Source organism: Ruegeria sp. BG9, assembly GCF_056538305.1.
In genome coordinates this window covers 316,547-329,917 of the sequence record NZ_JBQFSY010000003.1, presented here as the reverse complement: position 1 = coordinate 329,917, position 13,371 = coordinate 316,547, and the positions used below count along the sequence as shown (strand labels likewise).

The window sequence follows — 13,371 nt, the reverse complement described above, 5'->3', positions numbered from 1 at the left end:
CCAAATCGGCGGGGCTTTTTGTTATTAAGCTGCGTCGTCCTTTTTCAACCGCTCTGACATCCACTGGTCAATGCGCGCGATCTGGTCAGCACTCAAACGCAGCCCCAGCTTGTTGCGACGCCAGACCACGTCCTCGGCGCTGAGGGCGTATTCTTTGTCCATCAGCCATTCGAGTTCTCGCGCGGTGAGGGTTGCACCGAAGTCTTCACCCAAATCAGCATCGTCTTGTGCTTCCCCCAACACGGCACGCGCCTCTGTCCCGTATGCGCGGATCAAACGGGCCGCCCATTTCTCAGTGAGGAACGGATAGTCCCGGATCAACGTCTGCTTGAGGTCCTGCACGCCATCGACGGGAAAGTCTCCACCAGGCAAAGACACGCCCGCTGTCCAAGGGCCCGGCAGGTTTGGGAAATGCTCGGCGACTTTCTCAAGCGCGCTCTCCGCCAGGCGACGGTAGGTCGTGATCTTGCCTCCGAACACGTTCAAAACAGGCGCCCCGCCCTGAGCATCAACCTTCAAGGTATAGTCTCGCGTCGCCGCCGTCGCGCTGCTGGCCCCATCATCATAGAGCGGCCGTACGCCGGAATAGGTCCAGACGATATCGTCCTGCGTCACCGGTTTCTTGAAATACTTGGTTGCGAACTCGCACAGGTAGGTCTGTTCGGCCTCGGTGCAGACCGGAGGCTCAGAGGGGTCAGAATGATCCTGATCCGTCGTACCGATCAGGGTAAAATCCTGCTCATAGGGAATGGCAAAGATGATGCGGCCATCTTCGCCTTGGAAGAAGTAACACTTGTCGTGATCGTAGAGCTTCTTTGTGACGATATGACTGCCGCGCACTAGACGAACCCCCTCGCGTGAGTTCACCCGGATCTTGGTCTGGATGATGTCCCCTACCCACGGGCCGCCCGCATTGATCAGCATTCTCGCCCGGACCACTTGGCTTTCCCCGGTCGCCCGGTCGCGGATGGTGACATGCCACAACTCGTCAACTCGTTCGGCCGAGACAACTTCGGTCTGCACCATGATCCGCGCACCCCGGGATTCGGCGTCGCGCGCGTTTAGCACCACCAGCCGCGCATCTTCGATCCAGCAGTCCGAATACTCATAGGCAGTCTCGAATTTGCCCTGTAATGGACCACCTTCCGAAGCGCTTCGCAGATCCAGCGACTTCGTCCCCGGCAAAATTTTACGCCCCCCAAGGTTGTCGTACATGAACAGACCCAGTCGGATCAGCCACGCCGGACGACGTCCGCGCATCCAAGGCATGACGGTGCTGAGCAGCTTCGATGTAGGCGTCTCGGAATCAAAGCGCATGTCCTTGTGATAGGGCAGCACAAAGCGCATCGGCCAGCTGATATGGGGCATGGCGCGCAACAGCGTCTCGCGCTCGATCAGCGCCTCGCGCACCAGCCGGATCTCAAAATACTCCAGATAGCGCAGTCCGCCATGAAACAGCTTGGTCGAGGCTGACGATGTTGCCGATGCGAGATCATTCATCTCAACCAAGGTGACAGACAGACCCCTCCCCGCCGCATCCCGCGCGATCCCGCATCCGTTGATCCCACCGCCGATGATGAACAGGTCGCTGATCTGATCGTCCGTCGCTTGCATGGCTTGTGATTCCCTATCCAATCTGGTTGCGCGCATTAATCAGAACTACATTCGCGTAATCAATGTTTATGTTCGTTTATTTTCGCTTTGCAACGCACCTATGAAAATTCTGCATGGCCGCTTGCTAATCTTGACCAAAAGAAGAAAAACGAAAGCAACTTACCTGAATGGGATCCCACATGTCGCTCTCTTTCCGCCAATCCGACATTCTTGAGATCGCCAGCACCGAGGGCCGCGTTACGGTTGATGGTCTGGCCGAGCGGTTTGGCGTGACGGTCCAGACTATCCGCCGGGACCTGTCCGAGCTGGCCGATGCCGGCAAGCTGGACCGCGTTCATGGGGGGGCTGTCCTGCGCTCCGGCGTCTCCAACATCGGGTATGAGGATCGCCGGACCCTGAATGCAGACGCCAAGGTCAGAATGGCGAAGGCCTGCGCCAATGACATTCCGGACGGCGCGTCGGTCTTCATGAATATCGGCACCTCAACCGAGGCCGTGGCGCGGCAGTTGCTGAACCACAAGGACCTGATGGTGGTGACGAACAACGCGAATGTCGCCAATATTCTCGTCGAAAACCCCGATTGTGAGATTGTGGTGGCCGGTGGTGTCTTGCGCCGCTCGGACGGAGGGTTGGTGGGCAATCTTACCGTCTCGACCATCCGTCAGTTCAAGTTCGACTATGCGGTGATCGGATGCTCCGCACTGGACCCCGATGGTGATCTACTGGATTTCGACTTTCAGGAAGTCCATGTCAGCCAGACGATTATCACGCAGGCCCGGCGCACTCTGCTGGTGGCCGATCACTCTAAATTCCAGCGGCTTGCCCCTGCCCGCATCACCTCGCTGGCCGAAATTAATGGCTTCTACACCGATCAGCCGCTGACCCCCGACCTCGCGGCGAAATGTGCCGAATGGGGCACGGGGCTAATTGTCTGTCCTGACTGATCCGCTCTGCCTCGGGTTCGGAAACGCTTGGTCCCAAAACAAAGTCATTGACGAGACAGGGGCCTACGTCTGAGGATGAGACAACCTTCCCGACAGGAGGCATCGAGCATGGGACTTTTGGGGCAGCCGCTAGGCTACTACGACTATCTGACATTCGTGGCACTGATCCTGCTTCTGGCAGCGGTGATGGCGCTGTTTCTCTTCCTCATGGGGCTGCCCGGACGGATCGCGATCAAGCGCAATCATCCACATGCCGAGGCCGTCAAGATCATGGGATGGATGGGTTTTTTGGCTGTTGTGCCATGGGTTCATGCCTTCATGTGGGCGTTCCACGATGGCGTGACGGTCGACATGCGCCGCGGTCCGGAAGAGGAGAAAGACGCCATCCGCAAGGATATCGAACGCCTCGGTGGTACGGTTAAAGAAGAATACCAGGCTGCGCCCGACGAGACGCAGAAAAGCTAAGGCCAAAGGAAACACTCAGACATGTTCGTCGCCCTCGGCATTACGCTGTTCTACATCATTTTCGTCTGGTTCATCTTCTTCAAGATGGAGTGGCTCAAGTTCAACATTGCCTGGGGGATTGTGTCCTTCTGGGTAGGGGCGCATTTGCTGCTGATCTTCCTCGTCGCGCTGCGCTTCTTTCAACCCTTCTCGGTCGACAGCCATGTGGTGCGCTCCACGATTCAGATCGTACCAAAACTGACGCAGCCGACTATTCTGACCGAAGTCTTGGTCGAGCCGAACACGCAAATCACCAAGGGCGACCCGCTCTATCGTTTTGACGACACCGTCTTTTCGTTGGCCGTCGACAATGCCAAGGCACAACTGGTTGCCGCCGAGCAGAATGCCAAGATTCTGGAGCAGGACGTTATCGCCTCGACCGAAGCTGTGGAACGCGCCAACGCGCAGCTTGCCTATGCGCTCACCCAGCAGGCCCGGTATGAGAACCTCGTCCCCGCAGGCGGCGCGCGTCAGGATGAGTTGGATCGCTGGAACGAACAGGTGACCGAGGACACCGCCTCGGTCAAACAGGCCGAGGCCAATCTTGAGAAAGCAAAGCTGGCGCAGGCGTCACAGATTGACGGCGTAAACACAGGCATCCTGCAAGCACAGGCGCAGCTGTCCGAGGCCCAGTATTTTCTGGACAACACCACGATCTACGCCCCCGAGAATGGCATGATCGTCTCACAACAGGCCCGTCCGGGTTTGGTAGTGGGTGACATTCGTTTGGGAGCGATAGCCAGTTTCGTCACCGAAGACAGCCCCTATCTTCTGGCAACCTTCCGGCAGCAAAATCTGAAATTTGTTGAGGTAGGGCAAGAAGTTGAGGTGGCACTAGACCTCTATCCCGGTGAAATCCTGACCGGCAAAGTCGAGGCGATCTGGTGGGCCACCCGTCAAGGCCAGTACCTGCCCTCGGGCCGCCTGCCCGGCTTTGAGCTGCCCAAGCTGCCCGGACGAATTGCGGTACAGATCACCGTCGATCTGCCGGAAGAGCACATCCTGCCCGCTGGCGGCCACGCGGCGGTGGCGATCTACACCGGTCAGGGCAAAAGCTTTGAGTTTCTGCGGCGCATCAACATCCGCCTGTATTCCTTCGCCAATTTCATTCGACCGCTGGACATTTGAGGACGCGCATCATGACACGGGCAACCCCCTTTCGACACTTGATGGGAACAGCCCTATGCGCCGCGTTTCTGACGGCTTGCGCGCCGGTTGGTCCGGATTTCGTGCGCCCGAACTCTCCGGTCGTGAAACAGTGGATCGAGGTGAACAGCCCCAGCACCGGGCAAAGCGGCCTGACATCGCGCAGCGCGCCGGTCGTGAAATGGTGGGAGACATTCAATGACCCAACCCTCAACAAGCTGATCGCCGAAGCCTATGCCCAGAACCTGTCTCTGCAGGTCGCTGGCGCGCGGGTCCTGCAGGCGCGGGCGCAGTTGGGCATCGCCTTTGGCGAGTTGTATCCGCAATCGCAGGTCCTAGGGGCCTCAACCGAGCGGCGACAGATCAGCGACAATCTCGGACCCATCGCCGATATCAACCGGATCATTCCGCTAGATACCGAATTCTCGACCTCTCAGGCCGGGTTTGATGCGCAGTGGGAGTTGGACGTCTGGGGCGCGCAACGGCGTGGTGTTCAGGCGGCACGCTCGAACTTGGCGTTGCAGGTGGCGAACTACGATGACGCGCTCGTGACTCTGACGGGCGATGTCGCCGCGCTTTATGTCAACATCCGCGCCTTGCAGGAGTCGCTGGGCGTCGCCCGTGAGAACATCAAACTACAGCAGGAATCGGCAGACCTGACCCAGTTGCGGTTCAACAACGGCATCACCACCGAGTTGGACGTGCAAGAATCCACCGCTCTACTGAACAACACCAAGGCCCTGGTGCCCGAACTTGAGAGCGATCTTCAGCAAACCAAGAACGCTCTGGCCGTGTTGCTGGGAACCACCCCGTCGCGCATGTCCAGCCTTCTGGGCAATTCCGGTCGCATCCCCTCGGCCCGATCCAATGTGGCCGTCGGTGTCCCGGCTGAGCTGCTGCGTCGTCGACCGGACGTGAGAGCCGCCGAATTGGCCGCAGCCACGCAATCGGCCGAGGTTGGCATTGCCATGGCGGATCTCTATCCGCAGTTCATTCTGTCCGGCTCGGTTGGGTTGCAGGCCTCGGGCGGGCGGAACCTGTTCAGCTCGAACAGCACTACGGGCCTCGCCAGCGCTGGAGTCGTTTGGAACGTACTGAACTATGGCCGCATCAAGAACAACGTCCGGGCGCAGGATGCCGCCTATCAGGCGCTCATCGCCAACTATCAGAACACCGTTCTGACCGCCTATTCCGAGGTCGAAAGCGCCATGGTTGCCTATGCGCAGGCGCGCAAGCAGGTCGGGTTCTATAAGCAAAGCGTCGATGCCTCGCGCAAGGCGGCAGAGATCGCCGTCAATCAGTACTCCGACGGGATCGCCGACTACTCCCGCATATTGAACACGCAGACGGCCCTGCTGCGGTCTCAGGCCAATCTGATCGAGGCGCGTCAACAGGTCTCCAGCAATCTCGTCGCTGTCTACAAAGGTCTCGGAGGCGGCTGGCAGATTCGCGAGAACAGAGAGTTCCTGCCAGATACCGTTCTGGCCGAGATGGCTTACCGCACCGATTGGGGCGACCTGCTGCAGGAAACGCCAACCCGCGCCAGCCTGAACTAGAGCGTTTCGGGTTTCACTTAAATCAATGGGCGACGCCAATGTCCCGAGAATGCCGGAGGCATGGCAGGATATTGGCGTCTCAAACTAAACCCGAAACGCTCACGCTATTTGGTCAGGCCCCGCAGGCCCCCTGAGATCAGGATATTCACCTCATACAGGATACGCGGCGCGGCAAGCCCTCCGGGGCTGGCGAGGTAGTTCGGGCTCCACTCCGGATCGAACTTCTGTTTGAACGCGCGCAGCCCTTCGAAGTGATAGAATTGCTCACCATGTTCGTAGACGAACCCGCCGATCCGATTCCAAAGGGAGGCAAGCTGACGGTTCTCAATCCCTGAAAACGGCGCCGCGCCAAGTGAGAACCAGTGGAACCCCTGCTCGGCCCCCCAAGACATCATCTCGGCGAACAGGGCATCCATGACGAAGCTGGGGCTTTCCGGCTCGTAGCGCATCAGGTCCAGCGAAAGCTCGGACTTATGGCCACCTTGAAACAGGTTGGCAAAGGCCATGATCTGACCGGTTTCTCCGTTCCGCAACACGGCGTGGTCGAAGTAGGACAGGTAGTCATCGTCAAACCCCCCCAAGGCGAACCCTTTCTCGGCACCTGCTTTTTGCTCAAGCCAGTGATCGGAAATCGCCCTTAGTTCCGGCAGAACGGGCGCAATTTTTTCTTTTGGAATGATCTCGAACACATAGCCTTCCCGCTCGGCCCGGTTCTTGGCCTGACGGAAGCGTTTGCGGGATTTGCCGTCCAGCGAGAAGTCTTTCAGCGGTACGCGCGCAACCTCTCCGATCTTAAGGATCGACAAGCCGAGGTCCAGAAACGTCGGCAAGTACTTGGTCGAAACGCTGTAGAAGGCGCAGAGCTTGCCCTCTCGATCCGCCATTTCGCGCAGTTGCCAGACCAACTGCTTGCCAGCCGCTTCATCGCCCACAGGTTCACCTTTTGAGATGATAGCATTGCCCGTGTCGGCATAGGCGATGAACGCAGACTCATCAGGTGCAATTAAGAATTGCTTGTCACCTGTCAGGGAGATCTGGGCTTCGGTATCTTCGCTTTCCATCACCAGTCTTTCGACGCATTCTGGGATTTCCGTCCGCACAGGCGCCGGGATCTCGCGCCCGAACAACGACGTCAGGGCCACAATCCCGAGGATGACTGCTACAACAAGGCTGGAGCGCAGGAATCGTGAGGCATCGCCGTTCCACGCGAACTCCCACCACAAGGCATTCTGGTATTGCACATGGGAATAGGCGAAGAGGCCGATCCAGAAAATGACAGCGAGCAGCGCCACAACGCTGACCAGCCAAGGGATATTCAACCGGAAGATCGACGCACCGCTGACGCGGTAGAACGCACCACGGAACAGCGCCAAAACGGCGATCGTGGCCAACATCCCAAACGCCTCATGCGTATCCAACCCTTTGGCCAGTGACGCCGCGAAGCCCGCGACCATCAGCAACATCGCGACCACCCACGCGCGATAGAGCTTGCGGAACAACCCGCGCGACACAAGCAGCAGCAGCACACCCACGGCGCTGCCAGCCAGATGCGAGGCCTCGACAAAGGACAATGGCAAAACCTCGCGCAAAGCACCTAGGCTTTTGCTGTCCGTCGGCAACGCGCCCGAGACCAACAGGATGGTTCCGGCAACAGCCGTCACCCCAGCCGCAACCATCGGCACGATAGGGCGAATGGCGCGATACACCCATGTCCCCGCCCCGATGATCCTGTGGCGCTGCGTCAGCGCCGAGGCAACGGCGATGGACAGGCTGGCTATGGCGAAAGGAAGGAACGTGTATACGACGCGATAAAGCAGCAGCGCCGCAATGACATCTGATCGCCCCGAGGCCCCCAGCCCCGCGATCAGCGTCGCTTCAAACACGCCGATACCGCCCGGCGCATGGCTGACAATCCCAACGGCAATCGCGGCGATGAAGATGGTAAAGAAATACGGATACCCAACCCCAAGGTCGTCCGGCATCAGCACGTAAAGGACCATGGAGGCCCCGACCAGATCGCCAATCGCCGCCAGCGTCAGGCATGAGGCCAGCTTGCCACCCGGCAGTTGGAAGCCGATCCCCAGAACCTCTAACCGACGCCCACCGGTAGAGAGCCAGACAAAAACGACTATCAGCGCGCCAAGCAGCCCCAACCCGATGACGGTTTCAACCGTCGCGCTGATCGGCAGCGCGTTCGAGATACCGTCAGGATGAAAGGTCAAAAGCAGACCGAGAACCAAAACCAGCCCCGTCCAGAACGCTATCCAGGACGTGGCGATGACGCCGGCAACGCGGCTTAGATCAAGGCCCAGAGACGCATATATCCGATATCGGATGGCCGTTCCGGTTATGTAGGAAAAGCCCAAACAGTTGGACACCGCATAGCCACTGGCTCCGGCCATCCCGGCGACCGGCAGAGGGACCTCGCCATCTGCCACGCTTTGCACCGCGAAGACATCGTATAGAGACAGCGAAAAGAAACTGACCGCCGTCCAACACAGAGCATAAAACATCACGCGCCAAGACGTTTCCGAGATATCCGCCTGAACGTCTGCCCATTTCACATGAGAAGACAGCTCATGCAGAACCGTCAATGCAATCAGGGTGACAAAGATCGGGATGGCGATGCGGACCCATGGCTTCTCAAGGAATGCGGTGATCTTTTCGGCCAATTGCACGGCCCGTGGTTCGTGCTGCTGAGTGGTCATATTCGATCAATCCTGCCTGTATCTCCGTCGACTGTGGCATAATTTCCTTGGCCGACAAAGCGCAACGGCCTGTTTCACGCAGCGTTTTCAGAACCTTCCCTTGCGCGTGGACAACAGAAGATTCGTCTCAGACCGAGTGATCCCTTCCATGCGGCGGATCTGGAACAAGACCTCATCCAGTTCGGCCAGCGTGTCCGTACCGATCTCAGCGATCAGGTCCCAGCTTCCATTTGTGGAATGCACGGCTCGCACCTGCCGTAGTGCTCCGATCCGGGCCATTGTGCGTTCGGTCCCGCGCCCCTCGATCTCAAGCATCATCAGGCCCCGGACCGGGCTTTGCGCCACATCGCGCCTGGTCTGAACGGTAAAGCCCACGATCTCGCCCGATTGTTTGAGGCGTTGCAGCCGACTACGAACGGTCGTGCGCGTGACGCCAAGCGTCTCGGCCAGTTCAGACAGCGACGCCCTCGCATCCCGGTGTAGAGCGCTGAGCAGCCTGTTATCCAAATCGTCCATGAATAGCTTCCTTTTCGGATATTCACCTTTCTTATTGAGCAATTTGCTCTCTTCACGCAAGACAGACTGTCACGTTACATGAAGCATATGGATACAAAGAACATAGTTTTGGTTGGCGCCCCCATGGACGCTGGTAAGCGTCGACAGGGTTGCCGAATGGGCCCTGATGCCTACCGTGTGGCCGGGCTGGATCGCGCTCTTGCGGATCTTGGTCATACGGTGACCGACTACGGAGACGTCGCCCCGGATGCGGTCGAGACCCCGGACCACCCGCATCTTTTCGCCCTGCCCGAGTGCATCGGCTGGACGCAGGCTCTGGCCCGGGTCGCGACTGAGGTTTCGCCCCAAGGTGTGCCAATTTTCATGGGCGGCGATCATGCCTTGTCGATGGGAACCGTGGCCGGAATGGCGGATCATGCACAGCGCATCGACCGGCCTCTGTTCGTCCTTTGGCTGGACGCCCATAGCGATTTTCACACACCCGGCAGCACAGACAGCGGCAACCTGCATGGAACACCTGTCGCCTACTTCACCGGCCAGCCCGGCTTCGAAGATTTTCCACCCTTGCCTGCCGTAGTTCCAACCAATCGCGTTGGTATGATCGGATTGCGTTCGGTCGACCCCGCTGAACGCGCCTCGCTTGAGAAGAACCACGCGATGCTGGCCGATATGCGCAGCATTGACGAGCATGGGATCAAAGCGCCCCTCATGGCCTTTCTGGACCGCGTAAGGGCTGAGAACGGCATCCTTCATGTCTCACTAGATGTCGACTTCCTCGACCCTGCGATTGCGCCCGCTGTTGGAACCACCGTGCCCGGAGGCGCCACAGAACGCGAAGCCCATCTGGTCATGGAGCTTCTGCATGAAAGCGGGCTGGTCTGCTCCCTCGATCTGGTCGAATTGAACCCCTTTCTGGATGAACGCGGACGCACCGCAAAACTCATGGTCGATCTGGCCGCATCCCTGATGGGACGCCGGATCTTTGACCGCCCCACTCGGAGTTTCTGATGACTGCACCTTCTGACAAGGCCCTGGTGCCCTTTGTTTCCGTCGACAACATGATGCGGCTGGTTCACCATGTCGGCGTCGAAAAGATGATCATAAGGATCGCTGAGCAGATCGAGGCCGATTTCAAACGCTGGGAAAGCTTCGACAAGACCCCTCGGATTCCGGCCCATTCCCCGCATGGTGTAATCGAACTCATGCCTACTTCAGATGGTGAGGCCTACGGGTTCAAATACGTCAATGGCCATCCGAAGAACACCTCTGAAGGTCTGCAAACAGTAACGGCCTTTGGACTGCTCGCGGATGTCTACACGGGCTACCCGACCCTTCTGACCGAGATGACTATCCTGACCGCCTTACGGACGGCGGCGACATCAGCTCTGGTCGGTCGGTATCTGGCCCCCAAGGGTGCCACCACCATGGCGATGATCGGCAATGGCGCGCAGTCTGAATTCCAATGCCTGGCCTTCAAAGCCATGTGCGGCATCGACACCGTGCAGCTCTATGATACCGACCCGAACGCCACCGCCAAATGCGCTGCCAACCTGCAAGGCAAAGGCCTGAACGTAGTGCCCTGCAAAACCGCCGAAGAAGCGATTGAGGGCGCGCAGATCATCACCACCTGTACGGCCGACAAGAAATACGCCACGATTTTGACCGACAACATGGTCGGCCCCGGCGTCCATATCAACGCGATTGGCGGCGACTGCCCCGGCAAAACCGAATTGCATCGAGATATCCTTATGCGCTCTGAGATATTCGTGGAATACCCCGAGCAAACCCGGATCGAAGGCGAAATTCAGGCATTGGAGGATGACCATCCCGTCACCGAATTGTGGCAGGTCATGACCGGTCAGGCGCGCGGTCGGACAGACGATAAACAGATCACTCTGTTCGACAGTGTCGGCTTCGCCATTGAGGACTTCTCGGCTCTGCGCGTCATCAAGAGTGCAGTCGCGGAGACTGACTTCTTTGAGCCACTGGACATGCTGGCCGACCCCGACGATCCCCGCGATCTGTTCGGGATGCTCATGCGCGCGGGCTAATTTTCTCTCGATCCTGCGCCGGGTCAGTGTCGAAAAGGGGGCTCTGCCCCCCGCCGCCCGTGCCGGGCGACTCCCCCGGGATACTTCTAGCCAGATGAAGAAACGGATCGTTAACCTAAACTCGGTATTCGTCTTATGCGGTACAGGCGGGGACGCCGATGACCGCGCCAGGTGAAGCTCTCCGACGTTGATGTTGGAGAGCGGATCCCTGCTTCATCTGGCTAAAAATATCCCGGAGCGCGAGGCAGAGCCTCGCAAAATCCTAGCCAGCCAATGATGGCAAGTAGAGAACGATGCCCGGAAATGCCACAAGAAGTGCAATGGTGGCCGCGTCTGCCAGGAAGAACGGAGTGACGCCTTTAAAGACATCCTGAACGCTAAGGTCTGGCCGGACCCCTGCCACCACAAAGCAGTTCAGACCAATGGGTGGCGTGATCAGACAGAATTCGGCCATCTTCACCACCAGAATCCCAAACCAGATCGCGCACATCGGGCCGGACATGCCAAAAGCGCTGTCCGCGGCGCTGACGGTTTCCCCTCCGTTCAGGGCCATGACGGCGGGGTAGACAACAGGTAAGGTCAACAGCAACATCCCGATGGCATCCATGAACATGCCCAACACCGCATAGGCCAGAAGGATGCAGATCAGGATCAGCATCGGTGACATCTCAAGCGAGGTGATCCAATCCGAGAATGCGCCCGGAAGGTCTGCAAAGCCCAGGAACCGCACATAGATCAGTACGCCCCAAATGATCGAGAAGATCATGGCCGTCAGCTTGGCTGTCTCTAACAGAGCCGATTTGAACTCGGGCCAGCGCATGCCATGAACCAGGGCGAAACAGAAGACGATGAACGCGCCTATGGCCCCGCCTTCGGTTGGGGTGCCCCATGCCTGTTCGCCGAATGGGTTGTAAACGAAACAGATGATGATCAGGATGACGGCAACAATCGGGATCGCCCCGGGAAGTGCTTGGAACCGTTGTTTCCAAGTGAAACCGGTGACCGGAGGGCCAACGGATTTGAACACAACCGCGATTCCAACAATGAGCAAGCCATAGATCACGGCAGAAAACGCTCCGGGAATGAAGCCGGCCAGCAGTAGTTTGCCGACGTCCTGTTCGACGATGATGGCATAGATCACAAGGATGGCTGACGGCGGGATCAGGGAGGCCAGCGTACCTCCAGCGGCAACGACGCCCGCGGCGAAGCGCTTGTTGTAGCCAACGCTCAACATCTCGGGAATCGCGATCCGGGCAAACACAGCCGAGGTGGCGACCGAAGCGCCAGAGACGGCCGCAAACCCTGCCGTAGCGAATATGGTAGAGACCGCGAGGCCTCCGGGAACCCAAGCGATCCAGCGTTTGGCCGCTTCGAACAGCGCGCGCGTCAGGCCCGCATAGTAGGCAAGGTAGCCGATCAGGATGAAGGTAGGGATCAGGCTGAGCGTATGGGCGGCAACCTTAGAATGCGGCACCTGCCCCGCCGTTTTGACGGCGACGGTGAGAGCCTTGCCAAACCTGTCGGGATCGTAACCGAACTTGGCCCAGAAAATCCAAACCAAGCCGAACAAACCGGCCAGACCTGCCGCAAAAGCCACTCGCATGCCTGTGACCACAAGGACCAGCAGGCCCGCAGTCACCCAAAGGCCGATGTCAATCGTGTCCATCTGTTAGTCCTGCCCTTCGAACTGCTCTGCCTCTGCGGCAGCCTGTGCGGCGGCGTCTTGGATCAAGGGCACCGCCACGGGTGCCTCAAGCCCCAGAACGAACGCGCGGCCATAGCCCCAGATCTGCAAAACCAGCCGGAGTGACAAGACCGAGAACGCCACCGGGGCCAGCAGTTTCGCGGGCCAAAGCGGAATGCCTATGTCAATTGAGCTGTCGCGGCTCCACATCGGCGCGCCGAAATCAAAGGATCGGTCGAAATGGGACCAGCTGCCCCAGACCAATGCCAGCATCAGGACAAGGATCAGGATTACCGAGATCAGCTCGAACAACCACAGCGCCCGTCCGTGCAGACGCGAGATCACAATGTCCATCCGGATATGGCCGCCATCGCGCTGCACGTAAGAGATGCCGAGAAAGGCGATCAGTGGCATCGCCTGTTCGATCCAGTCCACATAGCCCGGCAACGGCGCGTTTATCGCGTTGCGGCCGCTGACCGAGACGACGGCCAGGACCATCAGTCCAAAGACGGCTATTCCGCTGATCAAGGCGAGAGCCCGCTCTAACTTCAGCAAGTGCTGATCGATCTGGCTGAGGCGACTGCCATCCTCCAGCACCGTGGCCTGTCCCGCCATTCCGGTGATCCCTTTTGTCAAGAAAGGCCGGGC

11 protein-coding genes are annotated in these 13,371 nt (G+C 58.8%); 6 read left to right on the top strand and 5 right to left on the bottom strand.

Annotation, left to right across the window (positions count from 1 at the left end; all coding sequences use genetic code 11):
• Positions 1-24 precede the first annotated feature (24 nt).
• Positions 25-1,614, bottom strand: a complete 1,590-nt coding sequence (gene glpD / locus ACR0I8_RS07480) for a glycerol-3-phosphate dehydrogenase (RefSeq protein WP_170690007.1) — start codon at positions 1,612-1,614, stop codon at positions 25-27.
• Between the two features lie 179 nt (positions 1,615-1,793).
• Between glpD and ACR0I8_RS07475 the strand changes: the two genes are divergently transcribed.
• The 4 genes from ACR0I8_RS07475 (at position 1,794) to ACR0I8_RS07460 (ending at position 5,764) form a co-directional block, all read left to right on the top strand.
• The gene (locus tag ACR0I8_RS07475) at positions 1,794-2,558 is read left to right on the top strand and encodes a DeoR/GlpR family DNA-binding transcription regulator (RefSeq protein WP_170690005.1); all 765 of its coding nucleotides are present in this window, start codon (positions 1,794-1,796) and stop codon (positions 2,556-2,558) included.
• A 108-nt stretch (positions 2,559-2,666) separates the two neighbouring features.
• Positions 2,667-3,023, top strand: coding sequence for a DUF3302 domain-containing protein (locus tag ACR0I8_RS07470; RefSeq protein ID WP_170690003.1), 357 nt, complete (start codon positions 2,667-2,669; stop codon positions 3,021-3,023).
• Between the two features lie 21 nt (positions 3,024-3,044).
• Positions 3,045-4,190, top strand: a complete 1,146-nt coding sequence (locus ACR0I8_RS07465; RefSeq protein ID WP_170457995.1) for an HlyD family secretion protein — start codon at positions 3,045-3,047, stop codon at positions 4,188-4,190.
• Positions 4,191-4,201: 11 nt separating this feature from the next.
• Positions 4,202-5,764 (top strand): efflux transporter outer membrane subunit, encoded by a 1,563-nt coding sequence (locus ACR0I8_RS07460; RefSeq protein ID WP_480702952.1) that lies wholly within the window; start codon positions 4,202-4,204, stop codon positions 5,762-5,764.
• Between the two features lie 104 nt (positions 5,765-5,868).
• Here the strand turns inward: ACR0I8_RS07460 and mprF are convergent, their stop codons facing one another.
• Positions 5,869-8,472, bottom strand: coding sequence for a bifunctional lysylphosphatidylglycerol flippase/synthetase MprF (gene mprF / locus ACR0I8_RS07455; RefSeq protein WP_170689999.1), 2,604 nt, complete (start codon positions 8,470-8,472; stop codon positions 5,869-5,871).
• Between the two features lie 87 nt (positions 8,473-8,559).
• Complete coding sequence (locus ACR0I8_RS07450; protein ID WP_170376662.1) at positions 8,560-8,988, bottom strand: Lrp/AsnC family transcriptional regulator; 429 nt, start codon at positions 8,986-8,988, stop codon at positions 8,560-8,562.
• Positions 8,989-9,075: 87 nt separating this feature from the next.
• Between ACR0I8_RS07450 and rocF the strand changes: the two genes are divergently transcribed.
• Both rocF and ACR0I8_RS07440 read left to right on the top strand, forming a co-directional pair.
• The gene (rocF, locus tag ACR0I8_RS07445; RefSeq protein WP_170376659.1) at positions 9,076-9,996 is read left to right on the top strand and encodes an arginase; all 921 of its coding nucleotides are present in this window, start codon (positions 9,076-9,078) and stop codon (positions 9,994-9,996) included.
• Entirely contained in the window at positions 9,996-11,039 is a 1,044-nt protein-coding gene (locus tag ACR0I8_RS07440) for an ornithine cyclodeaminase (RefSeq protein WP_170551292.1), read from the top strand. The genes rocF and ACR0I8_RS07440 overlap by 1 nt, the downstream gene beginning before the upstream one ends.
• 262 nt (positions 11,040-11,301) lie before the next feature.
• On the opposite strand, the gene ACR0I8_RS07435 is transcribed toward ACR0I8_RS07440, so the two are convergent.
• Positions 11,302-12,705: a TRAP transporter large permease gene (locus ACR0I8_RS07435; RefSeq protein ID WP_170376654.1), complete on the bottom strand. Its 1,404-nt coding sequence runs from the start codon at positions 12,703-12,705 to the stop codon at positions 11,302-11,304.
• A 3-nt stretch (positions 12,706-12,708) separates the two neighbouring features.
• Entirely contained in the window at positions 12,709-13,338 is a 630-nt protein-coding gene (locus ACR0I8_RS07430) for a TRAP transporter small permease subunit (RefSeq protein ID WP_170376651.1), read from the bottom strand.
• Positions 13,339-13,371: the final 33 nt, after the last annotated feature.

Coding starts and splice junctions, on each gene's coding strand:
- glpD (WP_170690007.1), bottom strand. CDS start 1,614: ATGCAAGCGACGGACGATCAGATCAGCGACCTGTTCATCATCGGCGGT.
- ACR0I8_RS07475 (WP_170690005.1), top strand. CDS start 1,794: ATGTCGCTCTCTTTCCGCCAATCCGACATTCTTGAGATCGCCAGCACC.
- ACR0I8_RS07470 (WP_170690003.1), top strand. CDS start 2,667: ATGGGACTTTTGGGGCAGCCGCTAGGCTACTACGACTATCTGACATTC.
- ACR0I8_RS07465 (WP_170457995.1), top strand. CDS start 3,045: ATGTTCGTCGCCCTCGGCATTACGCTGTTCTACATCATTTTCGTCTGG.
- ACR0I8_RS07460 (WP_480702952.1), top strand. CDS start 4,202: ATGACACGGGCAACCCCCTTTCGACACTTGATGGGAACAGCCCTATGC.
- mprF (WP_170689999.1), bottom strand. CDS start 8,472: ATGACCACTCAGCAGCACGAACCACGGGCCGTGCAATTGGCCGAAAAG.
- ACR0I8_RS07450 (WP_170376662.1), bottom strand. CDS start 8,988: ATGGACGATTTGGATAACAGGCTGCTCAGCGCTCTACACCGGGATGCG.
- rocF (WP_170376659.1), top strand. CDS start 9,076: ATGGATACAAAGAACATAGTTTTGGTTGGCGCCCCCATGGACGCTGGT.
- ACR0I8_RS07440 (WP_170551292.1), top strand. CDS start 9,996: ATGACTGCACCTTCTGACAAGGCCCTGGTGCCCTTTGTTTCCGTCGAC.
- ACR0I8_RS07435 (WP_170376654.1), bottom strand. CDS start 12,705: ATGGACACGATTGACATCGGCCTTTGGGTGACTGCGGGCCTGCTGGTC.
- ACR0I8_RS07430 (WP_170376651.1), bottom strand. CDS start 13,338: ATGGCGGGACAGGCCACGGTGCTGGAGGATGGCAGTCGCCTCAGCCAG.